We start from the raw sequence: 23,760 nt of genomic DNA on the forward strand, positions 1-23,760 counted from the left end.
TCAATGCCCGCGCGCCAGCAGCGCCATGGCACCCAGTTCTTCCATCTGCTGCACTTCGATCTGCGCCGCCAGGGCGCGCACGGCGGGGGTTTCCGCATTGCGCGCGGCGAAGTGCGCCATCGGCAGGGCGCCCTGGTGGTGGCGCGTCATCAGTTGCAGGAACAGGCGATCGCGCTCATCGCCGTCGAGGCTGCGCAGTTGGTTGAGTTCGTCGCTGCTGGCGAGGCCGGGCATGCCGCCGGCCGTGCGGCAGTCGGCGAGGTAGCGGCTCAGGCTCGCATCCGGCGACATCTTTCCGAGCAACATCCAGTTCATGCCGTCACTGGCAGGCAGCAGGGGCTTGCCCCACAGCAGCAGCCAGCCTTTCATCTCGCCGATCTCGATCAGTTGCGCGGACTGGATGGAACGCGCCAGGCTGGTCAGCCTGGTCGCGCCGTGGTCCAGCAGGATCCGGCTCATGACCACGGCCTGGTCGTGATGGCCGCGCATGGACTGGGCGAAGCCAATGTCCACCGGGCCCGGCGCGGCGATGGCCTGCGACGGATGTGCGCCGGTGGCAAAACGGTGGCCGGCTTCGCCCAGCCCGGCACCGATCAGCAGGAGCAGGACCGCGCCGGCAAGGTGCCGGGCCTTCACTGGATCGGGTAGACGCCGTTGGTGAATCGCAGGGCCATGAAGCCGTTGTCCATGCAGGTGACCCAGAGCTGGTTGCCGACGAAGCGCGGCGGCGAGCTGCACCAGTCGGCACTGAGGTTGCCGGAAACCGGGCCGGTGCCCGCATTGGCGAGCAGGGCGGGCAGATCGGCGACGAAGCCGCCGATGTAGCGCAGGTCGATGGTGCCGGTGCCGACGCTGACGCCCGAGGTGGAGGTATAGAGGTCCGAGATAGGCGGCAGCAGGCCGCCGATCCAGGCATGCAGGGAGTGCTGGAGGCTGAGGCCCTTGCCGGTCTGGGCCGGGGGATTGAAGTAGGCGATCTCGCGCGGCTGCAGCGGATTGGCGATGTTGAAGACGCGGATGCCGGACTGGAAATAGCCGCAGGCCAGCGCCTTGGGATCGGTGGTCGTGTCCACGGTGCAGTAGTGCGATTCGTAGCCGAAGGCGCCGTCGCCCACGGTGTCCGCGGTACGCAGCGCGGCGTTCTTCAGCAACTGGATCTGCAGCTGGATCTGGTTGACGATCTTCGGCTGGGTCGGGTCGGAGATGTCGATGATGTGGATGCCCTCGGAGTCGAATTCGTCCGGCGCGATCAGGTAGGGCTTGCCGCCCCAGCTCACCGGCAGCGCGTGCTGGGCGCAGCTGAGGGCGTTCCAGGTGACGGAGCCGACCTGCCGGATGGAGGGCGCGGCCTTGCGGCTCTGGATGTCGCTCACGTCCAGGACCTGCACGCCGCCGGGCAGGCAGGTGGCGAGGTAGAGGGTGTTGCCGTCGGCGCTCAACTCCACGCCGTGGTTGGCGGGGAATCCTTCCAGGCCGGTAAAGACGATTTTCGGCGACTTGGGGTTGCTGACGTCGATGGCGGTGATCGAGCCGGCGGCGGTGCCGGTGGCCCAGTAGGTCATGCCGTCGGGCGACCAGTTGCCTTCATGGCCGAGCACGTTGTCCGGCAGCTCCAGGCTGGTGCCGGCGATGGCGTTGGTCTGCACCGGGTGGGCGCAGTCGGTGATGTCGTAGACGTCGAAGAATACCCCGCCGACCAGCGGGCCCACGGCGACGCCGCCGAGAAGTTTGCGGGTCTCGCTGACCTTGAGCGATTCCCAGGTGCCGATCAGCATGGACGGCCCGGTGAGATTGGCCGATTGCACCGGCTGGGCCGGGTTGGAAGCATCCACCACCAGCACGCCGGGCGACGGCTCCAGGATCTGCAAAGGGTCCAGCAGGGTGCCGCCGGTGGACATGTAGGCGCAGGTACCGGTGGAAGGGCTGACCACGCTGGCGCCGGTGCCCTGGTACTGGCCGACCATTTCCAGGTTGCAGCGGTAGCCCTGCAGGTTGCGTCCGCTCTGCCGATCGGCCAGCGGCACCTCGCCCTGGAGGGCGGTCTCCGGCAGTGAGCCGGCGCCGCACTGGGCGGTGGCGACGGCATCGGTACCGGATGAGCTGACCGCCGGGGCGGAGCTGCTGCCGCAACCCGCGAGGCAGAACAGGGCCAAGCCGGCAAGGGCCGCAAAACCACGATAAGTCTTCGACATGAATCTCCCCGAGCGCCGCGGCTGCGGGACACCGGAAGCGTCCAGTCTGCCGCGGACATTTTTGTTGTTGCCGTGCGCAAGACTGTACCCCATCCGTCCCTTTTCCCCAACCAGCCAACCGGTGTCGGGTGGAGGGCCGAATCCCCGGCGCTTAGGGAATCAGGATGATCTTGCCGATGACGCCGCGGGATTCGAGCAGTTCGTGGGCGCGGCGGCCTTCGGCCAACGGGATTCTGGCGGCAATGCGGACCTGTAGCTGCCCCTGAACCACAGCGTCCAGCAGCCGCGCGGTGCGTGCCCGGCGTTCGTCGGCACTGTTCAGCCAGCTCCACAGGTCACCGCCGACCAGGGACAGCGAGCGGTCCATCAGGACGCGGGGATCAACCGGTGTGGGGTGCCGCCGACCAAGATCACGGTGCCCCGGTCGCAGGCCACGGCGAGGCTGTCCCGAAGTGTTAAGCCAATGAAATCTCGGCCGCTGCATGCGGCGCCGACTGAGAGGGAGAGGCTCGCTTGGGACATTCACACCCAGGGAGCGCCTACAAGCTGCTGCGCTGCTAGTGGGCCTTCGATGCGGGTTTGTTTGCCTCGCACCACGCATTTTTGCCAACCTTGAGTGCACTCATGAGCGCAACAATCACAGCACCTGTAACGACTCCCAGTGCGAGATTGAGATGCGCCCCAATCGCCGTGGCCACAATAGTTACCACGTTTTTGACGGTAAGCCCCGCCTCTTTCCTTTCACCTGAGTATTTCTTAGATGAAGTGCAGAGATAGTCATAGAGCTCAACCTTCACGTACGCCCACATACTTTCCCTAACTTCGCCGGGTGCGCCGGTATATAGCATTAAATTCGGTTGGCGCTTCTCGCCGGTAAGCGTTAGCCCGATGTCATCGAATTCAGCGTGGGTCGTACCTTGGATGTCCAATGCTTTTAGCACGACTTCTTGCTGATGTAGTGGTACCACCTCGTTGATGAGGGCCTCGAATTCGTGTTTGTCGTAAATAAGATCAGACATTCAAGCCCTCGGCTTTAAGTAGCGCACGACCGTAGCTAATGGACCCGGCGTATGAAATAGTACTTTCGGTTCCAAGAGGGTGGTTGCCGATACTGATTCCGCCGCCAGTTCCCGTGGGGCTAAAACGGCCGAGGATGATTCCAATAATTTGACCGGTGTTTAGTTCAAAGAGCGGGCCACCACTGTTGCCCTCGTGCACCATCGCATCTATTTGGAACTGCCGGCTGGCGCTGCTGGATATGACCTTGGCGCTGATGATACTCGCGGAGACTTTTAGCGTATGGAGTCCTGAATGGCCAAAAGGGAATCCCATGTAGCACACAGATGCCCCGACCTGCACGCCATCCTCTTGACCCAACAACTTCTCTGGCACTGTTACTTCAGGTGAATGAACAAATTTGAGCAGGGCCACATCGTTTTGTGGGTCGTATTGTGCGATGGACAGGTCAAGTGCATGGACTTGCTGCAACGTGACAGGATTGAATTGGTTAAGTGGGGCCGCAGCGACAGCGCTGAGCTTGTCGGTTAGAGAGATGCTATGTGCGCAAGTAAGGACATAGCCAGCGTTGTGGCAAAGAAAGCCACTACAGACAAACTCAACATCGTTCTCGCGGTGACGCACAATCATTAGGCATCCTCCGCTGCCGTGTTGGGCGATCTGTCTATACATGCGCGACTCTCCTTGGAATTCATCGGCGCTCGGCTCATATCATAGTCACTACGTTGGCAAGAGCATGCCTGCCCCTAGAATTCATCTTGGTCGGCGTTACTGATTGTGATAAAGCGCGCAATTGCGCCTGTGATTTATATTTTCATAATCAATTGGTTAGAGCGCGCAAAGGGATTCCTATTGATATCCAAACTTTGCATTGACATCAAGATAACCGAAGGCAAGCCGTGTCAGGGAATCAGGATGATCTTGCCGATGGCGCCGCGGGATTCGAGCAGTTCGTGGGCGCGGCGGCCTTCGGCCAACGGGATTCTGGCGGCAATGCGGACCTGTAGCTGCCCCTGCACCACAGCGTCCAGCAGCCGCGCGGCGCGCGCCCGGCGTTCGGCGGCGCCATTCAGCCAGCTCCACAGGTCACCGCCGACCAGGGTCAGCGAACGGTCCATCAGGACGCGGGGATCCACCGGCGGCGGATCGCCGCCGGCCATGCCGTAGAAGACCACGGTGCCGCGGTCGCGGGCCATGGCGAGGCTGTCCTGCAGGGTTGAGCCGGTGGAGTCGTAGACCGCATCGGCGCCGGCACCTCCCAGCACATCGCGCACCCGTGAGACCCAGTCCTCACCGGAGGCGACGGCTGTATCGGCACCCGCTTCGATCGCGGCGGCGCGCTTTTCCGGGCTGGAAGCCAGGGCGATCACACGCGCGCCGCGCCGCTTGGCCATCTGGGTGAGCAGCAGCCCTACCCCGCCCGCCGCGGCATGTACGACGATCGCATCAGCGCTGCGAACCGCATATGAATTCTCGGTCAGATATTGCGCGGTGAGCCCCTGCAACAGCACGGCGGCGGCAACGTCGAAACTGCAGCCGTCCGGCAAGGCCCAATGCCGTCAGCCCGCGCGTACTTTCGGCCATCCGCGCCGCCTTCTGCTGGCCGCGATCCAGGGGTTTGCCGGGCTGGTGCCGGGCGCGCTGGAGAACTGGCTGGCGCCATGCCTGCCGCGCCATCCTGTGGGCCTGGTCACCGCGCTGTCGGCCTGGCAGTGGCTGGAACCGGAACGGTCAATCGGGACGCGTCGGTGATGGCGTCGGGGCATTCGACAGGCGGCGGGAGCCGTGCGCAGGCGCTTCCGTCCGGGATCGCGCCGGGTGGCCGTGGCGTTTGCTGCGTTACCTGAAGCCGACGGGATGTGTCGACGCCGTACTTTCGCTGCCGGCATTTCGCATTCAACGGGAAGGCCGCGGACATGCGCGGGACGCCGCACGGAAACCGTGTCCCGGCTCGGCTGCCGGACACGGACCATGAGCGCCTGCCGCCCCACGCCAGGGCGCTGCCGGATGAAGCTCGGCCAACCGACGGAACCCGGCCGGCGATCCCCATGCGCCAATTGACAATAGGGATCGCCGCCGCGAATCAGGTATAGCTGCTGACGATCGGCTTGCCGGACAGGCCGAAGCTCTGCAGCACGCCGAGCAGCTCACGATGGCCGAAGGCCTGGCAGCCCGAAGCGAAGCCGGCGCGGCGCGGCGGGGTCTGCAGCAGGTGGTAGGCGGCATAGGCCTGGAGCAGGCCGGTCTGCTTGTAGTTGCAGTTGCCATGGATGACGCAGTGTACGCGGCCGAGCGGGCCGCTGGCGTGGACGGAGTCGACCGTGGAGTTGACTCGCGGGTTCTCGCGCGGCGGCATGCCGGCCTGGAGGCTGGCCGCCATGTCGGACAGCGCCTTCTCCTGCTGGGCCTTGGGCATCTTCTTGATCTGCTCCTCGACCACGGTGGTGATCTGCACCACGCCTTCCATCACGCTGCGCTCGAACACGCCGCCCATGGCCTTGCAGTTGGCCACGCGCGGATCGTTCTTGAACCAGACCGGGTGGGCGGTGCCGCCCCAGGGCAGCGCCATGGCCACGGCGTGCTGGCCCGGCACCTGCACCTCGGCCTTGGCGAACGGCGACCATTGCACGTACTTGTTCTGTTCGAGGTGGAAGAAGTCGGCGGTGAGGATGCTGAAGATGGTCTGGGTCGAGGCGTAGGTCGGAAAGCCTTTCCAAAGCACCAGGATGTCGAGCGTGTCCAGCCCGGGCGTTTCCAGGCAGATGTTGGCGGCGATTTCGCCGGTGGTGTACATCTGCGCGATGCCGGGCGACAGCAGCAGGCCCCTGGCGGCGAACTTCTCGCCCCAGGTTTCCTCGGCGTGCATCATCCAGTTCTGCTCGCCGTTGGTGTCGGTGTAGTGGCAGCCGGCGGCGAGCGAGGCTTCCACCGCCTCCGGGCCGTACTTCATGAACGGACCGACCATGTTGCAGACGACCTTGGCGCCCTTGAACAGCTTGGTCAGGGCCTCGGTGGTGTGTTCGACCTCGGCGATCTCGTAGTCGGCGCTTTCGATGCCGGGCACCTTGTCCATCACTTCCTTGACGCGCTTGCCGTCGCGGCCGGCGGCGATGAAGGGGACGTGGTACTCGCGCAGGTATTCGGCGACCAGGCGCCCGGTGTAGCCGGTCACACCGTAGATGACGACGGGTTTCTTGCTGCTCATGATGATGCTCCTCTCATTCTTGTGCGTGATCGGGTACTGATCGAAACGGCGTTTGCTGGTTGAATCGGCGGCTGCGGACGAAGCGCCCGCCTACGCGGTCATGCCCCCGTCCACGACGAGATCGGAACCGGTGATGTAGCTGGCTTCATCCGAAGCCAGGAACAACACCGCCCTGGCGATCTCCTCCGGCCGGGCGAAGCGCCCCAGGGGGATGCGCGCCAGGGTGCGCTCGACGAAAACCTTGGCCTCTTCCGGCGGCAGACTGGCGACGGCGGCGCCGACCATCTGCGTTTCGGCGAAGCCGGGGCAGACGCTGTTGATGCGGATGTTGTAGCCGGCGCGGGCACAATGGATGGCCGAGGACTTGGTGAACATGCGTACCCCGCCCTTGCTGGCGTTGTAGGCGGGAATCAGCGGCTCGCCGATCAGGCCTTCGATCGAGGCGATGTTGACGATGGAGCCGCCGCGGCCCTTCATGCGGGCGATGGCGGCCTGGGTGCCGAGGAAGACGCCGTCGAGATTGACCGACAGGGTCTTCTTCCAGTTTTCCAGGCTTTCCTTCTCGACATCGGCCAGGGCGGCGACGCCGGCGTTGTTGACCACAACGTCGAGGGGACCCCAGCCGGCCGTGGTGTGCTCGAGTACTTCGCTCCACTGCGCGGCCCTGGTCACGTCCTGTACCATGAAACGGACTTCGAAACCGAGCCGGGCCAGGCGGGCCTTCTCGGCTTCGCCGGCGGCGGCATCGACGTCGGTGAGCATCACCCGGGCGCCTTCGTGCAGCAGGGCTTCGACGGCGGCGAGGCCGAGGCCGCGGGCGCCGCCGGTGACGAGGCAGACCTTGTCTTGTACGCGCTTCATGGGTTCATCCTTGTATTTGTGCGGGGACCATCCGGTTACCCGCGGGCGGAGGCGAGCTGCGGATCGGCCGGGCGCCAGCGGTAGTCGATGGACTCCTGGGCGAAGCGCACGAAATAATCGATCGCCTCCGGGTTCATCATGGCGTCACGGCTCGCGGCCTTTTCCAGGGGCCAGCCCATCAGGATCTTGCGCACGGGGACTTCCATCTTCTTGCCGGTGAGCGTATATGGCACAGCTTCCACCTGGTACATGCGGTCCGGCACGTGGCGCGGGCTGCAGTCGTCGCGCAGGCGGGCGGCGACACGGTCGCGCAGGGCGTCGTCGAACTGCACGCCGGGCTTGAGGCGCAGGAACAAGGGCATGAAGAAGTGGCCGCCGGGAAGTTCGCAGCAGACGATCAGGCTATCGGCGACTTCCTCGATCTGCTCCACCGCGCGGTAGATTTCGGCGGTGCCGATGCGCACGCCGTAGCGGTTCAGGGTGGAGTCGGAACGGCCGTAGATGTAGCAGCCGCCGCGCTGGTTGATCTTGATGAAGTCGCCATGGCGCCAGACGCCGGGATAGACCTCGAAATAGGATTCGCGGTAGCGCTTGCCGCCGGCATCGTTCCAGAAGCGGATCGGCATCGAGGGGAAGGGGCTGGTTGCCACCAGCTCGCCGACTTCGTCGAACAGCTCCTTGCCGTCGTCGCTCCAGGCGTGCACGTCCATGCCCAGCATGCGGGTCTGGATTTCACCGGCATGCACCGGCAGCAGCGGCGAGGCGCCGACGAAGCCGCTGCACAGCTCGGTGCCGCCGGACTGCGAGGTGACCCAGAGATCTTTCTTGACGCAGCGGTAGAACCAGTCGAAGGTCTCCGGCGTGGACGGCGCGCCGGCGACGAGCACGCCTTCCAGGCGAGACAGGTCGTACAGCTCGCCCGGACGCAAACCGGCCTTCTCCATCATCTGCACGTAGGTGGGGCTGGCGCCGAACGAGGTGGCGCCGGTATCGGCCGCCAGCTTCCACAGGAAATCCAGCGAAGGATAGGCCGGGTTGCCGTCGTACAGCACCGCGGCGGAGCCGGTCACCAGCGCCGCCAGCAGCAGGTTCCACATCATCCAGCCGGTGGTGCTGTAGAAGAACATCACCGATTCCGGCCCCAGGTTGAGGTGGAAGTGCATCAGCTTGAGGTGCTCCAGCAGCACGCCGACGTGGCTGTGGACGATGGCCTTGGGCAGGCCGGTGGTGCCGGAGGAAAATACGATCCACAAGGGATGGTCGTAGTCCACGCGCTCGAAGCGGAACTTGTCGCGCGAGACCGGCTCGCGGTCCATCAGGCGATTCCACGACATCGCCTTGGGCAGGGCCTGCGGCACCTCGCCCTTCGGGTTCAGGTAAGGCAGCCAGATCACGCGCTCCAGCGTCGGCAGGTCGGCGATGATGCTGCGCACCTCGCTCTCGCGCTTGAAGTCCTTGCCGCCGAAGCGGTAGCCGTCCGCGGCGAAGAGGATCTTGGGCTGGATCTGGCTGAAGCGTTCGGTCACCGTCTTGACGCCGAATTCCGGGGCCGCCGAGGACCACACGGCGCCGATAGCGATGGTGGCCATCATGGCGATGGCTGTTTCCGGCACGTTCGGCATGTAGGAGACGACGCGGTCGCCGGGGACCACGCCGAGCGAACGCAGCTGCGTCGCCAGGATACGGACCTGCTTGCCCAGTTCGCCCCAGCTCATGGTCTGCAGCGGCCGGTTTTCGGTGAGGTGGTGGAACACCGTGCGCCCCTCGCCTTCCGCTTCGGCGCGCAGCAGGTGTTCGGCGTAGTTGAGGCGCGAGCCTTCGAACCATCTGGCGCCCGGCATGATGCGCTGGTCCAGCACGCGCAGGTAGGGCTGGTCGGACTGTACCTGGAAGTAGTCCCAGATCGAGGCCCAGAAGTCCTCGATGTCCGTCACCGACCATTGCCGCAGGCTTTCGTAGTCCTTGAAATCCCTGTCGCGGGTCTGCTTCAGCCAGCGCATGTAGCGCGTCAGGTTGGAGTTTTCCGCGAACTCGGGCCGCGGGGTCCACAGCAACTGCCCTTCATTCACCATGAGCCGTCTCCGCGCATTGATCAATTGACCGCGTAAACATCGTAGAAAACCTCGGAACGCTCGAAATCCACTTCGCCCACCCCGACGCAATGCAGGCGCTGCAACCACTGGTGCGCCGGATGCGCGGTGCGCACCTGCGGGCCGGTGCGCAGCGCCAGCTTCTTGGGCAAATCGCCGCGCAGGAAGCGGTCGTAGCCGTCCTCGCCGAGGTCGCCGATGCCGCGATAGAAGACATCGATGAGGCCGCCGTCCGACGCTTCGATGGTGCCGCGCACGTCGAGCAGGCCGACGCCGTCGCGGCGCAGCAGGAAGCTGTCCAGGCCCACCGGCCGCAGGATGCCGTTGAGCCGTTCGCCGTGAACGGTGCCGCCGGTGATGTGGAAATTGACGCGCAGGCCTTCCGGTACAGGGCCGATCACCTCCGGCGGCGCCCGCAAGGTGGCGCCATAGGAGAACAGGTGTTCCATCCGGTAGTCGAACTTCGCCCGTGCCGTACTCATGCCTGGCGCAGCACGGCGAGACGGTCCAGCACGCTTTCGGGCTTGGCGTCGACCGGAATCTCGGCGTAGCGGAAGCCGCCCGGGGGAGTGTCAGGTGGCGCGTCCCCGCTCCAGAATCCCGCCGGGAGGACCAGGCCGGTGCTGACGCCGGCCAAGGCGCGCGACGACACCACGAAGCCAACGCCGCCGGGGGAAATCTGCTGCGCCGCCGGCAGCCGCAGCCCCACGTCCCAGCGATAGTGCGCGGCGACATTGAGGACCGGCTGGTAGAGCTGCACGTCCTCGGCGGAAACCGCACCGGAGTGGACGTCTTCTTCCAGCAGCAGGCCGTCGATGCCGCAATCCGCGAACTCGCGCAGGAAATCAGCCAGGTAGGCCGCTGCGCTGTCCACCACGTCCGCGTCGATCTCGACGGCTTCGTCCGGCAGTGCCTGCGCCGCGGCCAGTGCGGCCCACAGGCGCGGCGACGGCAACGCCATCACCAGGGCCGGCTTGGCGAAACTCGAGCGCAGGGCGCGCGTCAGGCCGGCCAGGTAGCCGCGCAGGGCGGGATCGGCGAGCAGGGTCTTGAGGGGATACACGGCACGGCGCTTGGCACCCATCGCCGCCTTCAGCTCGGCATGGGCACCCAGCCATTGCTCCACCACGGCGGCGACCGGCAGGGCCAACACATCGGATTTGAGCAGGCTCTGCGCCTTGCGCATCCAGCCGATCAAACCATCGACATCCAGCCACGGCACATCGCCTCCGGCCAGCAGGGCGCCGGCGTAGGCGGTGTAATCCAGCCACAGGCCGCGCCCATCCGCGGCCATGCGTTCGGTCAGTGCCGGCATGGTGTCAGGCCGCCGTATAGCCGCCGTCCGGCACGATTTCCGTGCCGGTGACCCACTTGGCAGCCGGTGAGGCCAGGTAGAGCACGGCGGCGGCCACGTCGGCCGTATCGCCGAAATGCCCCATCGGGTGCGCCGCCATCATGGCGGCCTTGGCCGTGGCCTGGTCCGGCGCGAGCTGGAGATCGACGAGGTGCTTGACGAAGTTCTCGCCCATCTCGGTGCCGATGATGGCCGGGTGCACGGAGTTGACGCGGATGCCGGTCTGCAATTGCGCGCATTCCACGGCCGCGGCCTTGGACAGCATGCGCACCGCGCCCTTGGAAGCGTGGTAGGAGATGTGGCCGGTGGTGCCGACCAGGCCGGCGGCGGAGGACATGTTGACGATGGAGCCGCCGCGGCCGGAGGTGCCGCCGGGCGACATGGCGCGCACCGCGTGCTTGAGGCCGAGGAACACGCCGTTGACGTTGACGTTCATGACGTTGTTGAAGTCTTCCAGCGTGCATTGCGACAGCATGGCCGCGGTTTCGATGCCGGCGTTGTTGACCAGCACTTCCAGCGGGCCGAATTCCTTCTCCGCCTGCTTGATCGCCGCTTCCCACTGCGCTTCGATGGTGACGTCGTGCTTGAAGAAGGCGGCTTCGCCGCCCGCGCGGCGGATGCGCTCCACCGTTTCCTGGCCGGCCCGCTCCAGGACGTCGGTGATGAGGACACTGGCGCCGGCCTGGGCCAGGGCCTCGGCGATGGCGGCGCCGATGCCGCGCGCCGCGCCGCTGACCAGGGCGGTCTTGCCATCCAGCCGGAACAGCTTGCCGTAATCGGTCATGCTCTCCTCCCGTCTTTTTTTTGGGGGTGCCGCTACTGGGTCACTTCTTTGCGGCGCTCAGCGCCGCCACCTGCGCTTCCAGTTCGGCGATGCGCAGATCCTTCGGGTTCAGCATGAAGGCGCCCTGCAGCTTGTCCGAGTCCATCTTGATGCGCTGGCCGGCGGTGGTGGCATAGATTTCCTGCAGGTTGTCCCAGCTGCCGAAGTACGGCAGGGCCGCCGGCGGCTCGGGCTTGACCCATTCCTGGCAGAACTGGTCGAAGGGCTTGCCGCGGGCGATGCGCTCCTTGCGGTAGGCGGCGCGCAGCGCGGCGGTGGCTTCCTCGTCCACCAGCAGGGTCTTCTCGTCGTAGACCACCTTGTAGATGTCGCGGGCGAGGTCGTGCGACATCAGGTCTTCTTCCAGATCCTTCATCACCAGCTGCGGGTCGCGCTCCAGCACGTCGCCGTAGCCGCCGCCGCTGCCCTGGCAGATCATGTAGATCTCGCCTTCCTGGCACAGCTCGAAAGTCATGCCCATGTCATGGGTGCTGTACTTGCCGCCGGCGATGGGCTGCTCGTTCATCAGGCTCAGCATGTCCCATTTGTCGATGATCTTGGGATCCTTCTTCAGCTCATCGAAGATGTTGATGCCCTTGATCTTGCACAGCTGGTAGGACGGGCAGGAATAGCCGCCGAACAGCCCCTGGGCGGAGGAGAACATCGAGCCCTCGCAACCGGTCATGAAGCCCCACAGGTTGGAGTTGCGCATGGTGGCGATCTGCTCGTAGCCCATGCCGCCGCGGTACTTGCCGAAGCCGATGCGGTCCTTGGCCAGGCGCTGTGCGCCCAAGCGGATGATCGGCGTGTCTTCCTCGTTGATCTCGTGCTCGCCGGAATCGGCCATGAAGCCGAACACCGGGGAGATGGAGTGCTCGCCGTCGCAGTCGGAGCGGGCGCCCTGCCCCATGCCGTTGATGTCCGAGCAGAAGTTGCCGGTGACGTCGCCGTGCTGGGTCAGGCCGCCGTAGATGAAGGTGGCCGCCTGGTCGTACTGCTGCGCGATCACTGCCGAGTAGCGGTGCGGCAGGCTGTAGTTGAGCTTGTTCATCGGGATGGTCCAGATGACGCAGGCCTTGAACAGCGGCATCAGGCTCATCGCCTGCGGCATCTCACCCTCGGCGTCGAGGATCGAGTTGCGATCGGACACGATCTCGATCGGCGACAGCACCGCCATGGTGTGCGGCAGGTCCGGCCAGATGTTCTGCAACAGGCCGGTGGCCAGTGCCGCCTTGAACGAGGCGATGTTGGTATTGACCGCGCGGTTGAGGAACTGCGGCGCCGAGCCGCGGAAGTCCAGGATCATGCGGTCGCCCTTGACGGTGAGGGCCAGGCTGATCTTCTGGATGCAGTTCTCGCGCAGCGAGGAGTCCATGAAGGCGTTGACGCGGGTGGTGCCGTCCGGCAGCTCCTTGATGCGCCGGCGCATTTCCACCTCGACGTCCTCCAGGTGGCTGCGCAGGGTGCCCATCACCGCGTCCTTGCCGTACTGGTCCATGATGGCGACGATGCGGTCGCGCAGGCGCATCACGGCGTGCAGCTTGACCTTCATGTCTTCCAGCTGGAGCTTGGGGTCGCGCACCGAGTTCTGCAGGAAGGTGACGAGGTCGCGCTTGAGCTGGAAGTTCTCGACCACCTTGAAGGGCGACATCTTGATGCCCTCGTCGTATTTGCTCTCCGCCGCCGCCGGCATGCCGCCCGGCTCGCAGGCGCCGTTCTCGCCCTCGTGGATGGTGGAGGACAGCCAGCACACCAGTTCGCCCTTGTAGAACAGCGGCATCATCATCGACTGGTCGGTGTTGTGCACGCCGCCGTAGCGGGCGTCGTTGTGGATGAAGCCATCGCCGTCCTTGACGCCGACGGTGGGGTCATCCACCCAGTACTTGATGATGAACTTGATCGGGTAGAAACAGCAGGCGGCGAAGGCGATGATGCCGTGCGGGGCGATCATGGCCAGGTCGCCGCTGTTGGTGAAGATGCCGGTGACGAGGTCGCCCCACTTGGCGCCGGGGGCGGCGCCCATCTGGTTGACCATCTGGAAGGCTTCGGACAGCGCGGCGTTGATCAGTCCGCGGATGTGGTGCACCTGGTGCACGTCCAGACCCTTCTTCAGGATCTCGTCCTCGCGCGCGGTGCGCGGGGCGATGCTGTGGTTGCGCATCACCTCCGGGTCCGGCCCGAGGAACAGGCGGTTGTCGGCGAGGAAGCTGTCCAGCAACGCCTGCTCTTCCTTGGGCAGGGCCTTCTTGTTCAGGGGTTCGTTCATGGTCGTTTCCTTGATTGCTCAGTGGCCGCCGCGGGTGAACCAGACGGCGCCTTGCGCCGCGGCGTAGAAACGCCAGCCCGGCTCGATCAGATAGGTGGTGGCCCGCGTGGTGACCAGCGCGGGACCTTCGATGCGGGTGCCTTCGGCCAGGGCCTTCTCGTCGTAGAGGCGCGCTTCCACCGGCTTGTCGTGGCCGACGAAGTGGCAGCTGCGCGTGCCGATCGGCTCCACCGTCTTGCCGGTGGCGCCCTCGTCCTTGATGCCGGAGAACTGCACCGTGCTCTGCTCGACATAGGAGCAGACGCGGATGGTGTTGATGCGGACGCCGGCCTCCGGCGACTGGCTGCCCTCGCCGAAGCGTTCGCCGTAACGCTGGTGGAACTCGTTGATCAGGCGCAGCACGTCGCGCTGGCCTTCCAGGCGCTTCAGTTCGGTCACCACCGCGGTCTGCACGCGCTGGTTGCCGTAGCGCATGTCGATTTCCAGGCGGTAGCGGATGTCCGCGGCGGCGAAACCCTGGCGCAGCAGGTCCTCCCGGCCGCGGCGCTCCAGTTCCTCGACGTTGCGGTTGAAGGACTCGTAGTCGGAGAAGAAGGATTTGATGTTGGCGTCGAACAGCACGGTCCAGGTGCTGATCTCGTGGATGTGCATCTGGTTCATGTTGCCGGCGCCCACGGCGGAGAACACCGAGGAGAACGGCGGCGCCAGCACCCGGTCCACACCCAGCACGTTGGCGATGCCGCAGGCGTGCAGCGGCCCGTTGCCGCCGTAGGCCAGGAGGGTGAAATCCTTGGGCTCGTAACCGCGGGTGCGCAGCTCGGTGGCGATGCCGTTGGCCATGTTGGCGTCGACGGTCTTCTTGACCAGCTTGGCGGTGGTCACCACGTCCAGATCGAGATCATCGCAGAGATGATCCTCGAAGGCCTGCCTGGCACGGCGCGGGTTGAGCTTGATGTGGCCCGAGGCGTAGTTGGCCGGATCGAGGTAGCCGAGCAGCAGGTCGGCGTCGGTCACGGTGGGCTTGAGGCCGCCGCGATCGTAGCAGGCCGGACCCGGATCGGAGCCGGCGCTGGCCGGGCCGACCTTGACGGTCTTGAACATGCGCTCGTAGGAACAGATGGAGCCGCCGCCGGCGCCGAGGGTGACGAGGTGCACCATCGGGATCGACACCAGCCAGCGGTCGATCACCGGGTTGAAGTCGTAGTACTTCACCCCGCCCTGCACCACGATGCCGATGTCGAAGCTGGTGCCGCCCATGTCGGTGGCGACGACGTTGCCGAGCCCCGTCTGCAGCATCAGGTGTTCGCTGGCGGCGATGCCGGAGACCGGGCCGGAATGTACCGTCTGCAGGGCGTCGGTGGAATTGAGCTGGGCCATGCCGCCGGAGTTGTGGTTGACCAGCATGGGCTTGTCGTAGCCCTGGCTGCGCAGGTTCAGCTCCAGCGTGCCGAGGCCGTGGTACATGGTGGCGTGGAGGAAGGCGTCCATGATGGTGGAGGTGCCGCGGGCATATTCGCCCTTGCGGCCGGCGACCTGGTGCGACAGCAGCATCGGCACCGCGCCGAGCAGGTGGCCGGGATACTCTTCCAGGAAGATCTCGCGCACACGCAGTTCGTGCTCGGGGTTGACCACGCTGTTGGTGAACACCACCACCAGGGCCTCGGCGCCGGCATCGACCAGCTCGCGGATGCGCAGGCGCACGTCGTCCTCGTCCAGCCGCCAGAACACCTGGCCCAGGTAGTCCACGCGCTCGCGCACTTCGCGGATCATGGGGATCGGCACGATAGGCTCGGGGCGGTGGGCGTTGGGAATGTCCATCTGCTGCTCTTCCGCCAGGCCCTCGCCGTAGCCGCGGGCGCGCGATAGCGGGATGGTGCTCTTGAAGCCGGCGGTGACCAGCAGGCCGATGCGCGGCCCCTTGCGCTCGATCAGGGCATTGGTGCCGAGGGTGGTGGCGTAGCGCACCGAGTCCACCTCGGACAGCAGGGTTTCGATCTCCACGCCCAGCTGCTTGCAGGCGTCGGCCAGGGCTTCGTTGAAGCCGAGGGCCAGGTTATGGTGGGTGGTGAGGGCCTTGCCGCCGATGCTGCGCTCGCCCCACACCACGAAGCAGTCGGTGAAGGTACCGCCGATATCCACTGAAACGCGTTTCATGTTCGTCTCCGCTCAGTGGCTGTGGCCATGATGATGATGGCCGCGCCGCGGCGGCACCGGGCCGATGGGGACTTCCTTGACCTCGGGACGGTCCTTCCACTGCACCTTGAGCGCGTCGATGTCCAGCTCGATGTCGTGCAGCGGCGGATGGCCGGGCGGCACGTATTCCACTTCCATCATGGTGCCGCACTGCGGGCAGTAGTACTCGAGGATGCGGCACCACTGCGGGTTGGGCGAATAGGTGCGCTCGTACTTGCTGGTGTCGAGCAGCGGTTTGTGGATCTCGCGCGGATCGCGGTCATAGACCAGCAGGCCCTTCTTGTAGTTTTCGCGGGCCGAGACCAGGACCTTGCCGCAGCGGCGGCATTCGTAGTTCTCGGTATCGAGGTTGATGCGCAGGTATTCGGTGATGAGGACGTTCATGCTCGATCTCGTTCGATGTCGATGCGCCTGGCTCAGGCGCGGCTCAGCAGGATGTCGCCGGCTTCGTTGATCTCGAAACGCCAGCCTTTCTCGATGCGGCAGGTGAAAAACGCTTCTTCCAGCACCGCGGGGCCTTCCGCCGTGGCACCGGCAAGCTGTTCCTCGACGCGGTACAGCGGCAGGTCGCCGGACAGGGTCGCGCGCTTGCTGGCGCTCACCGCCGGTTTGCCGGCCTTGCCGAAGCTGCCGGACAGGGTGGCGTGGCTGATCGGCTTGAGCGCCTGCAGGGCCAGGGAGACGCGCGCCCTGGCCGGCAGGCTTGCCGTCAGCTTGCCGTCCTTGAGGGTGACGATGTGTTCGTCCTTGCCTTCGACGATGCGCAGGGTTTCCTCGATCCGGCACTGCTCCAGGCCGGCGCCTTCGGCGAACATGGCGCGCTGGGCACGCTCAAGCAGCTGCTCGCGACAGGCCTGGAGGCCGGCGGCGTCGTTAGTCGTCAGCGGCGCTTCGAAGCGGTGGGCGATGTCGGAGAAGCCGATGCCGAAGGCGGAGAACACCGCGGCCAAGCCGGGGATGATGATGCGCTTGACGCCGATGGCCTCGGCCACCTTGCACACCACGAACGGACCAGCGCCGCCGAAGGCCGCCAGCGTGGTGTCGGGTTTGATCCCGGTGTAGTCCTTCAGGCTGGCGGCGATCTTCGCCACCCAGGCGTCTTCCATCGCCTGCGCGGCCTGCTGCTCGGACAGGCCCAGCGGCTTGGCGACGCGCTCGGTGATGGCGGCGCTGGCGCGCGCGGCGTCGATCTTCAGTTCGCCGCCGAAGAACGAAGCCGGATCGAGCAGGCCCATCAGCAGGAAGGCGTCGGTCATCGTCGCCTCCTTGCCGCCGAGGCCGAAGCAGGCCGGTCCGGGGGCGCCGCCGACGCTCTCGGGGCCGACACGGATCTTGCCGTTCTCGACCTTGATGATGGAGCTGCCGCCGACGCCGGCGCTGACCACGTCGCACAGCGGGAAGGAGGTCTCCACGCCCTCGACCTTGCCGTACTGGTGGGCGCGGACCACGCCGTCCTCGACCAGGCCGATGTCGGTGGTGGTGCCGCCGACGTCCATCGACAGCAGGTGCTTGAAGCCGTAGTGTTCCGCCAGAGCCTTGGCGCCCTCGGCGCCGCCGCGCGGGCCCGAACTGTAGGTCTTGACCGCGGTGGTCTTGGCGACGCGGGCCGAGTGGCCGTCGTTGCGGAAGATCAGCAGCGGGTTGCGCGTGCGGTACTCGCGCAGCTTGTGCTCCGCGTTGTAGAGGAAGCGCTCCATCGCCGGGTGCAGGAAGGCGTTGAACAGCGCGGTCCAGGCGCGGCGCGCGTCGTCGGCGTCGTCGACGATCTCGTGCGAGTACAGTACCGGGATGGCGCCGAGCAGCTGCGGCGGGAACTTGCGCAGCAACAGGCGCTTGAGCTGGGCTTCCCCGCCGTCGCGCGCCGTGCCGCCGTAGGCGACGACGATGCGGTTGGCGCCTCCGGAAGAAAGCGCATTGATGGCCTTGATCGCCGCCGCTTCCAGGGCCTCGCCTTCCAGCTTCGCATCGATGGTCTCGACCCGCGCTCCAACCAGGCCGGAAAACAGGCCGCGCTGATGCTCGCCTCTTTGCAGGGCGTCCGCGGTCAAGGTGCCGCCGAGGATGAGGCCGAGGCGCGGCCCCTTGCGCTCCACCAGGGCATTGGTACCCTGGGTGGTGGAATAGCGGATGTATTCGGTCGACAGCAGCAGGGACAGCAGGTCGTCCTTGCCGTAGATCACCCGCGAGGCCTTGACCAGGCCGTCGAACAGGCACTTGGACAGGTCGTACGGCGTGGTCACGGTCTTGGTGCGATAGACCGTGGCGCCGTCGATGACGCAGATGTCGGTGAGGGTGCCGCCGTTGTCGATGTTGATCAGCTTGCCGCCGGCCGGCTGTGCCGCCGGTGCCTTGCCGTCCGCGGCCTTGACTCGGGTTGCCGGCGCTTCGGCCACTGCCACTGCTGCGCTTTCACGAGCTGCGCTCATGAATGGATCTCCTGGAGACGGGATGATTGGGGAAATGCGGGGCGCAGCCCGGTCCGGCCTGCGCAGGCGCCTTGAAACGGCATGATGGTCTCCTCCACCGGTGCCATCTGTTGTGGTTCGCGATCTGCAGTCGAAACGGATCGCGCTTTTAAAGCAGACTAAGCGCCACACCCCATGATGCCGCTACCCGCTCGGGTAGTTTTTCGCAGCCTTCGTCGAAGCTCAGGCGCTACCCAGCCGCATCAAGGCGGCATTGGTCAGATATTTGTCGTAGATGCCGGCGTCGTTGGCCACGGTGGCGTGACCGCCGGAAATCGAGCGCACCTGCTCCAGCCGCGTCATGGTACCGGTCTGGATGTCGAAAGCGTGGACGTGCCCCCAGGACCAATAGGGGTGCTTGCCGTCCATGAAGGTCTTGCCGTCCGCCTCGTACAGGCCGTAGGCGCCGTCGAAGGAGCGGTATGGTTCATTGCGGCGGTCGAAGGACACCATCGAGATCGGCAGTTGCGTGCGGGCATCGAACCAGACGCGCTTCTTGCTGACCGGCGCGCGGGGGAACTTCACCGGCTCGGCGTCCACCACGATCGCTTCCGGCACCAGTTCCACCGTGGTGTCCCAGAAGGTCTTGCCCTTGGGACCGCCGTGGGTGCCGTGCTCCCAGTTGGGATGCGTCGGGTTCCAGCCGCCGGATACCGCGGCCAGCATGGGGCCGCGGCTGACGATGCGGTAATTGCCCCAGGTATAGAGCGGATCGCCCGCGCACCAGGCGTCGGACAGGTACAGCGTCGAGCCCGGAATCAGCGGCTCGAAGCGCTGGTCGGTGGGAAACTGGCGGATGCGCTTGAACGCCGGCACGTAACCGTACAGGTCCGGAAAGGTGCTCTGGTCGTAGGCCCAGACATTGAGGAACGAGGTGCCCTTGGCGCTGTCCGGCGTCTGGAAGAACACCGATTGGTAGCGCAGCTTGTCCTCGTGGCCGGGCCAGTAGGGCTTCGGCTCGATGCGCACCCGGGCGATCGGCGACATCTCGGCCCAGCCGCATTCGTAGTTGAAGCGCTGGTCGCCGTCGGAAGACAGGTCGTATTCCTTGATGGCGTAGAACGAGGCGTCGTGTCGGCCCCAGCTCAGGGTCAGGCCGGCGAACAGTTCCAGCGCGGATTGCGGCGCCGGAAACGGGTTGCCGCCGATCCAGGGCTTGCCCTCGGCGGTGACGACGTTGCCGCGCGCGTCGAATTTCGCCTGCCCCTTGTTGCGCAGCGTCGCCTCCAGGTAGTCCCAGGGGCTGAGCCGCATCAGTTCGGTGGTGGTCTTCGCCACGCGCAGGCGGCGTCCCATCTTCGCCACCTGGACGTACTTGATCGGCTCCAGCAGGTCCTTGACCAGTTCCACGTTGGCGGCAGTGATCTCGTCGCCGGTCTTGATCCGGCCCTTGGTATAGCCCTCGATCGACAGCAGTTCGTCAGGATAGGCCTTGGTGATTTCGCCGGTCTGCGCCATCGCCTGCCACAACGGCATCAGCACGCCGGCCGAGGTAACACCCTTGGCCATCTGCTGCAGGAAATGCCGGCGAGCGTAATCAGGCCCGTAACGTCTTATGCGCATTTGATTGTTTCAACAGTCCCGACAGGGATGTCGGGCATCTTGGACAGGACGTCCACAATTCACGGGTATCTTGGACAGGATGTCCATATCTCCGTACATATCTCCACACCAAAAAAAAGAGCCGGCGGCTGATGCCGCCGGCTACCAGGTCACGTGCTGATATGAGGGAGGGAGTGGGCAGCACGCGCACAGTGCAACGCACTCACTTTAGAACTGATATCCGATGCGGAGTGTGAACTCGTTACCAAATGCCAGGCCGCCCAGCAGATTCCGGTTCGGGTTGCTGCCCAGCCGGTCGTTGATGTAGTTGTAGAAGCCGTCGATGGCCCAGTGGCCGTTCGGCTTGTACTGCAGGCCGGGCTGGACCAGGATGCCGCCGCGCGGATCGTACAGGGTGGCGAAACCGGCGCGGAAGATGTCGTGCGGGAACGGCTGCTGGAAGGCGAACACCACGTAGTTGGCGTTGGTGACGCCGGGTGTGCCGCTGGTGGCGTTCGCATCGTAACTGTCGGAACCGCCGTAGCCCTTGAGCGAGCGGCCGAACAGGTCGTCGCGCGTACGGTGCATGTACTGCAGCACCAGATATGTCGCCGGGAACGCGTCGCTGAAGCGGTAGTACTTTTCCAGCACCAGGGCGCCGACCCAGTCGTTCGAATGCAGGAAGTCCTTGCCCAGGGTCGGCGAGGTATAGACGCGTGCCGGGGTGTAGCTGCCTTCCACGTTGATGATCAACTGGTCGAGCAGCGAACCCGGCGCGCCGTCCACCACGTAGCTGGCGCCCAGGCCCAGTACCGTCTCCTGGAAGTAGTCGCGCTCGATGTGGCCACGCAGATCGCCGCCGCCGGCGACGAAGAACGTGTTCAGCTCGCTCACCGCCTGCTGGTAGTTCTGCACCGGCGAAGCGTAGACCTTGCCGGTCGAGGGCTCGAAGTCGTTGATTGCGGCGTTCAGACCCTGGATGCCGTCCAGGCGCACCATCGAGGCGTAGTGGAACCATTCCGCCGCCGAATATACGCCGCCCGGGGAAGCTTCGAATGGCGTGCCGGCCAGCGCCGGACCGGAGCCACTGGGCAGATTGGTAGCGTTCACCGTGATGCCAAGCGGATTGATGCCGCCGTTGAGGCCGGTGGTCGGCAGGCCCTTGTTGACGTTGGAAGCGGTCCAGCGGAACACGCCGTCCGGGTTGTAGCGCCGCGTCGCCACCGCCTGGAAGCCCCATTGGCCGAAGTTGGCCTTCAGGCGCATGCCGTAGCTCAGCTTGTCCCATCTGTCGTTGCCGTTCAGGGCATAGTTGTCGTGAACGGTGAACTGCACCGGGATGATGTTGTACTGCGTGTTCGGATTGCCGTAGACCGTAGGCTGGAACTTCTGCACATAGCCGTCGGCGAGGATGTCGTCGGTGATCTGGTAGCCGATGCGCAGAGCCGGAGACGGCACGCGCTTGTCGGAGTACTCTTCCTGGGCGTAGTCCAGGATCGAGTGGCGGCGCAGATCCAGGCCGTCCACCACGTCGAGCACGCGGAAGAAGATGGCCTGGCCCCAGGCGATGGACTGGTTGCCGAGACGGACGTTCAACGGACCATGGTTGTAATCCAGGATCATGGTCGGAAAATAGACCAGATAGTTGGGGCCAGCCCATTCCAGCGGATTCGGATGCTTCTGCCCTTCCACCTGATACTGGAAGTAGTTCGGCGCGCCGCCGTACAAGGCCGGATTGCCGCCGCTGATGCCGCCGTTCATGCCGGACAGGTCGGCACCGTTGAAATCGCTGTACTGCCCCATTTCGCCGATCGCGCGCAAGCGCGCGATGAACTTGAGGTCATTGGTGATCTTCACGCCCAATTCACCTTCAGCGCGCAGGATATGCAGGTTGAAGACGTTGTTGGCGGGCGCCACCGGGCGCGTATTGGTCGGCGCCAGGATATCCAGCGGCACCGTTGACCAGTTGGTCAGGTCGGGCGCGCCGCGGATGACATTACCCAATCCCGGAACCAGCGTGCCGAGAACGTTGCCGAGTATGGTGTTGGCCGAGTTCGGCGGCAGATACGGAACGATCTTCTCAGGCTGGGAGTTGTAAGGATTGCCCCTCTGGTTATTGGGGTTTTCCTTGTCGGTGGTGGAAAACGAGATTTCGGGGCGGATGAAGCCGCCGAAGCTGACATCCATATCCTTGAACCAGCCTCCCGACTCGCCGCCGGAAGAACCACTCGTATCATCCTGGGCCTGCGCGGCCCCGGCAGTCATCAACAGCAAGCCCAAAGCAATTGGACTCAGCTTTATTACTTTGCCCACGGCACCCTCCCCCGAGTAGATGTTTTAACCGCTCAATACGCAATACCAATCACGCGCAATACCAATCACACAGTCAGTCACGCAAGATCAACATCCGGAATCAATCCGCAATCTGGATGATTTGACCGGAATGCCCTACCACCAGTACGTTTTGCGACGCGCCCGCGCCGGTGACGCCCTGATACCAGGTCGTATTGATCTCTTCGTTGCCGAGATGCTTCCACGACTGCCCGTCGTCGGCGCTGAGCAGCATGTCGTGCAGGCCGGTGACGACCACCTTGCCGCCCGCCGAATGCACGCCCAGCAGGATCGCGGTGCTGCCGGAGTTGACGTCGCTCCAAGTGGCGCCGTGATCGGCGCTGCGCAGCAGCGCGCCGTTCTGCCCGGCGGCATAGGCCGGGCCTTCGGACGGCAGGTCCAGCGCGAACAGCGAGGCGTCACCCTGGTGCAGCGTCTTCCAGGTCTTGCCGCCGTCGGCGCTGCGCACGATCAGGCCGAATTCACCGGCCATGGTGACGACGCCTTTTTCATCGACGTTGACGTCATACAGATGCGGTTGTTCGCCGTCCTTGGTGTAGCTGGTCCAGTCCGGGGCGATCGAAACCCAGGTGGCGCCGCCATCCTCGGACTTGAGCGCGGTGCCGAAAGCGCCAACCGCGACCGCACGGCCCGCACTGTTGACGCTGACCGCGAACAGGCGGTTGTCGGTGCCGCTGGTGGACTTGACCCATTTGCCGGTATCGTCCATCACCAGCACGGTGCCGGACTGCCCGACCGCGATGGCATGACCCTGTTGCACGGATACGCCCAGCAAGGACAGCGGCGTCGGCGCCGGGGTCACCGCCTTCCAGCTCTTGCCGGCATCGCCGCTTTCCAGGATGGCGCCGGCGGCGCCCACGGCGATGGCCGCATCACCGTGGGAAGACACCGCGAACAAGGCCTGGTGCGCCGTGCCGGACACCAGCGGCGTGACTGTCGGAGCCGCCGAAGCGGCCCCGACGCCGAACAACAGGCCGGCGCCGGCCATAGCGGCCAGGGCGCCGACCCACACGCTGCGCTTGTGGCTCACGCCTGCCCCAGCCTGGTGATGGCCTGGTTGGTGAGGTACTTGTTGTAGACATCCACGCCGTTGTCGGAGAGCAGGGACTTGTAGCCGCCGGTGGTGGACTGGGTGTGCATGATGCGGCTCATGCGATTGGCCTGGATGTCGTGGCTATGGACGTAGGTCCAGCTCCAGTCGGAGTTGCCCTTGGCGTCCTTGACGGCGGCAGTGCCGTCTTCATAGCGCGACCAGCCGGGTTCGAAGGATTTCCACATCTCGCCCCTGCGGTCGAAGGTGATGTAGGCGACGAATTGCTGGTTGCGCACGTCGATCCAGACGCGCTTCTTGCCGACGGGAGCGCGCGGGTAGCCGGTGGGCTCGGCTTCCAGGACGATGC

General features: G+C 65.2%; 20 protein-coding genes. All 20 read right to left on the bottom strand.

Going from position 1 to position 23,760, the window contains the following annotated elements:
• Positions 1–636: a DUF305 domain-containing protein gene (locus BP26_RS0114970; protein ID WP_036517003.1), complete on the bottom strand. Its 636-nt coding sequence runs from the start codon at positions 634–636 to the stop codon at positions 1–3.
• Positions 633–2,192, bottom strand: coding sequence for an LVIVD repeat-containing protein (locus BP26_RS0114975; RefSeq protein ID WP_029921386.1), 1,560 nt, complete (start codon positions 2,190–2,192; stop codon positions 633–635). The genes BP26_RS0114970 and BP26_RS0114975 overlap by 4 nt, the downstream gene beginning before the upstream one ends.
• A gap of 151 nt (positions 2,193–2,343) precedes the next feature.
• On the bottom strand, positions 2,344–2,559 hold the full coding sequence (locus tag BP26_RS30140; protein WP_029921387.1) for a zinc-binding dehydrogenase: 216 nt from the start codon (positions 2,557–2,559) through the stop codon (positions 2,344–2,346).
• Between the two features lie 190 nt (positions 2,560–2,749).
• Complete coding sequence (locus tag BP26_RS0114985; protein ID WP_029921388.1) at positions 2,750–3,211, bottom strand: hypothetical protein; 462 nt, start codon at positions 3,209–3,211, stop codon at positions 2,750–2,752.
• Complete coding sequence (locus BP26_RS28680) at positions 3,204–3,881, bottom strand: trypsin-like peptidase domain-containing protein (RefSeq protein WP_084183119.1); 678 nt, start codon at positions 3,879–3,881, stop codon at positions 3,204–3,206. Before BP26_RS28680 ends, BP26_RS0114985 begins: the two co-directional genes overlap by 8 nt.
• A 230-nt stretch (positions 3,882–4,111) precedes the next feature.
• Positions 4,112–4,756 (bottom strand): zinc-binding dehydrogenase, encoded by a 645-nt coding sequence (locus BP26_RS0114995; RefSeq protein WP_084183120.1) that lies wholly within the window; start codon positions 4,754–4,756, stop codon positions 4,112–4,114.
• Between the two features lie 536 nt (positions 4,757–5,292).
• Positions 5,293–6,414 (bottom strand): DUF5938 domain-containing protein, encoded by a 1,122-nt coding sequence (locus BP26_RS0115005; protein ID WP_029921391.1) that lies wholly within the window; start codon positions 6,412–6,414, stop codon positions 5,293–5,295.
• Positions 6,415–6,504: 90 nt separating this feature from the next.
• Positions 6,505–7,275, bottom strand: a complete 771-nt coding sequence (locus tag BP26_RS0115010) for a glucose 1-dehydrogenase (RefSeq protein WP_029921392.1) — start codon at positions 7,273–7,275, stop codon at positions 6,505–6,507.
• Between the two features lie 35 nt (positions 7,276–7,310).
• Positions 7,311–9,347, bottom strand: a complete 2,037-nt coding sequence (locus BP26_RS0115015; protein WP_029921393.1) for an acetoacetate--CoA ligase — start codon at positions 9,345–9,347, stop codon at positions 7,311–7,313.
• Positions 9,348–9,367: 20 nt separating this feature from the next.
• Positions 9,368–9,847, bottom strand: coding sequence for a DUF3237 domain-containing protein (locus tag BP26_RS0115020; protein ID WP_084183121.1), 480 nt, complete (start codon positions 9,845–9,847; stop codon positions 9,368–9,370).
• On the bottom strand, positions 9,844–10,680 hold the full coding sequence (locus BP26_RS0115025) for a hypothetical protein (RefSeq protein ID WP_029921395.1): 837 nt from the start codon (positions 10,678–10,680) through the stop codon (positions 9,844–9,846). Before BP26_RS0115025 ends, BP26_RS0115020 begins: the two co-directional genes overlap by 4 nt.
• A gap of 4 nt (positions 10,681–10,684) precedes the next feature.
• Complete coding sequence (locus BP26_RS0115030; protein WP_029921396.1) at positions 10,685–11,503, bottom strand: glucose 1-dehydrogenase; 819 nt, start codon at positions 11,501–11,503, stop codon at positions 10,685–10,687.
• A 40-nt stretch (positions 11,504–11,543) separates the two neighbouring features.
• Positions 11,544–13,808 carry a hydantoinase B/oxoprolinase family protein gene (locus BP26_RS0115035; RefSeq protein ID WP_036517006.1) on the bottom strand — a complete coding sequence of 755 codons (2,265 nt, stop codon included), beginning with the start codon at positions 13,806–13,808 and terminating at the stop codon, positions 11,544–11,546.
• An 18-nt stretch (positions 13,809–13,826) separates the two neighbouring features.
• The gene (locus BP26_RS0115040; RefSeq protein WP_029921398.1) at positions 13,827–15,962 is read right to left on the bottom strand and encodes a hydantoinase/oxoprolinase family protein; all 2,136 of its coding nucleotides are present in this window, start codon (positions 15,960–15,962) and stop codon (positions 13,827–13,829) included.
• Between the two features lie 12 nt (positions 15,963–15,974).
• Positions 15,975–16,385 (bottom strand): acetone carboxylase subunit gamma, encoded by a 411-nt coding sequence (locus BP26_RS0115045; protein WP_029921399.1) that lies wholly within the window; start codon positions 16,383–16,385, stop codon positions 15,975–15,977.
• 32 nt (positions 16,386–16,417) lie between these two features.
• On the bottom strand, positions 16,418–18,427 hold the full coding sequence (locus BP26_RS0115050) for a hydantoinase/oxoprolinase family protein (protein ID WP_084183122.1): 2,010 nt from the start codon (positions 18,425–18,427) through the stop codon (positions 16,418–16,420).
• Positions 18,428–18,649: 222 nt separating this feature from the next.
• Positions 18,650–20,029 (bottom strand): DUF1329 domain-containing protein, encoded by a 1,380-nt coding sequence (locus tag BP26_RS0115055; protein WP_029921401.1) that lies wholly within the window; start codon positions 20,027–20,029, stop codon positions 18,650–18,652.
• Positions 20,030–20,236: 207 nt separating this feature from the next.
• Positions 20,237–22,273, bottom strand: a complete 2,037-nt coding sequence (locus BP26_RS0115060; protein WP_084183124.1) for a DUF1302 family protein — start codon at positions 22,271–22,273, stop codon at positions 20,237–20,239.
• A 148-nt stretch (positions 22,274–22,421) separates the two neighbouring features.
• Entirely contained in the window at positions 22,422–23,390 is a 969-nt protein-coding gene (locus tag BP26_RS0115065) for a WD40/YVTN/BNR-like repeat-containing protein (protein ID WP_029921403.1), read from the bottom strand.
• On the bottom strand, positions 23,387–23,760 hold a 374-nt coding region (locus BP26_RS0115070; RefSeq protein WP_029921404.1), incomplete at its 5' end, for a DUF1329 domain-containing protein. The genes BP26_RS0115070 and BP26_RS0115065, both read right to left, overlap by 4 nt.

Source organism: Nevskia soli DSM 19509, assembly GCF_000711955.1.
In the GTDB taxonomy this organism is placed as follows: domain Bacteria; phylum Pseudomonadota; class Gammaproteobacteria; order Nevskiales; family Nevskiaceae; genus Nevskia; species Nevskia soli.

Bases quoted from the DNA above. Each gene is read 5' to 3' on its own strand.
- BP26_RS0115055 (WP_029921401.1), bottom strand. From the start codon at position 20,029: ATGCGCATAAGACGTTACGGGCCTGATTACGCTCGCCGGCATTTCCTG.
- BP26_RS0115020 (WP_084183121.1), bottom strand. From the start codon at position 9,847: ATGAGTACGGCACGGGCGAAGTTCGACTACCGGATGGAACACCTGTTC.
- BP26_RS0115050 (WP_084183122.1), bottom strand. From the start codon at position 18,427: ATGAGCGCAGCTCGTGAAAGCGCAGCAGTGGCAGTGGCCGAAGCGCCG.
- BP26_RS0115045 (WP_029921399.1), bottom strand. From the start codon at position 16,385: ATGAACGTCCTCATCACCGAATACCTGCGCATCAACCTCGATACCGAG.
- BP26_RS0115015 (WP_029921393.1), bottom strand. From the start codon at position 9,347: ATGGTGAATGAAGGGCAGTTGCTGTGGACCCCGCGGCCCGAGTTCGCG.
- BP26_RS0115040 (WP_029921398.1), bottom strand. From the start codon at position 15,962: ATGAAACGCGTTTCAGTGGATATCGGCGGTACCTTCACCGACTGCTTC.
- BP26_RS30140 (WP_029921387.1), bottom strand. From the start codon at position 2,559: ATGGACCGCTCGCTGTCCCTGGTCGGCGGTGACCTGTGGAGCTGGCTG.
- BP26_RS0115010 (WP_029921392.1), bottom strand. From the start codon at position 7,275: ATGAAGCGCGTACAAGACAAGGTCTGCCTCGTCACCGGCGGCGCCCGC.
- BP26_RS0115035 (WP_036517006.1), bottom strand. From the start codon at position 13,808: ATGAACGAACCCCTGAACAAGAAGGCCCTGCCCAAGGAAGAGCAGGCG.
- BP26_RS0114975 (WP_029921386.1), bottom strand. From the start codon at position 2,192: ATGTCGAAGACTTATCGTGGTTTTGCGGCCCTTGCCGGCTTGGCCCTG.
- BP26_RS28680 (WP_084183119.1), bottom strand. From the start codon at position 3,881: ATGTATAGACAGATCGCCCAACACGGCAGCGGAGGATGCCTAATGATT.
- BP26_RS0115030 (WP_029921396.1), bottom strand. From the start codon at position 11,503: ATGACCGATTACGGCAAGCTGTTCCGGCTGGATGGCAAGACCGCCCTG.
- BP26_RS0115060 (WP_084183124.1), bottom strand. From the start codon at position 22,273: ATGACTGCCGGGGCCGCGCAGGCCCAGGATGATACGAGTGGTTCTTCC.
- BP26_RS0114985 (WP_029921388.1), bottom strand. From the start codon at position 3,211: ATGTCTGATCTTATTTACGACAAACACGAATTCGAGGCCCTCATCAAC.
- BP26_RS0115005 (WP_029921391.1), bottom strand. From the start codon at position 6,414: ATGAGCAGCAAGAAACCCGTCGTCATCTACGGTGTGACCGGCTACACC.
- BP26_RS0115025 (WP_029921395.1), bottom strand. From the start codon at position 10,680: ATGCCGGCACTGACCGAACGCATGGCCGCGGATGGGCGCGGCCTGTGG.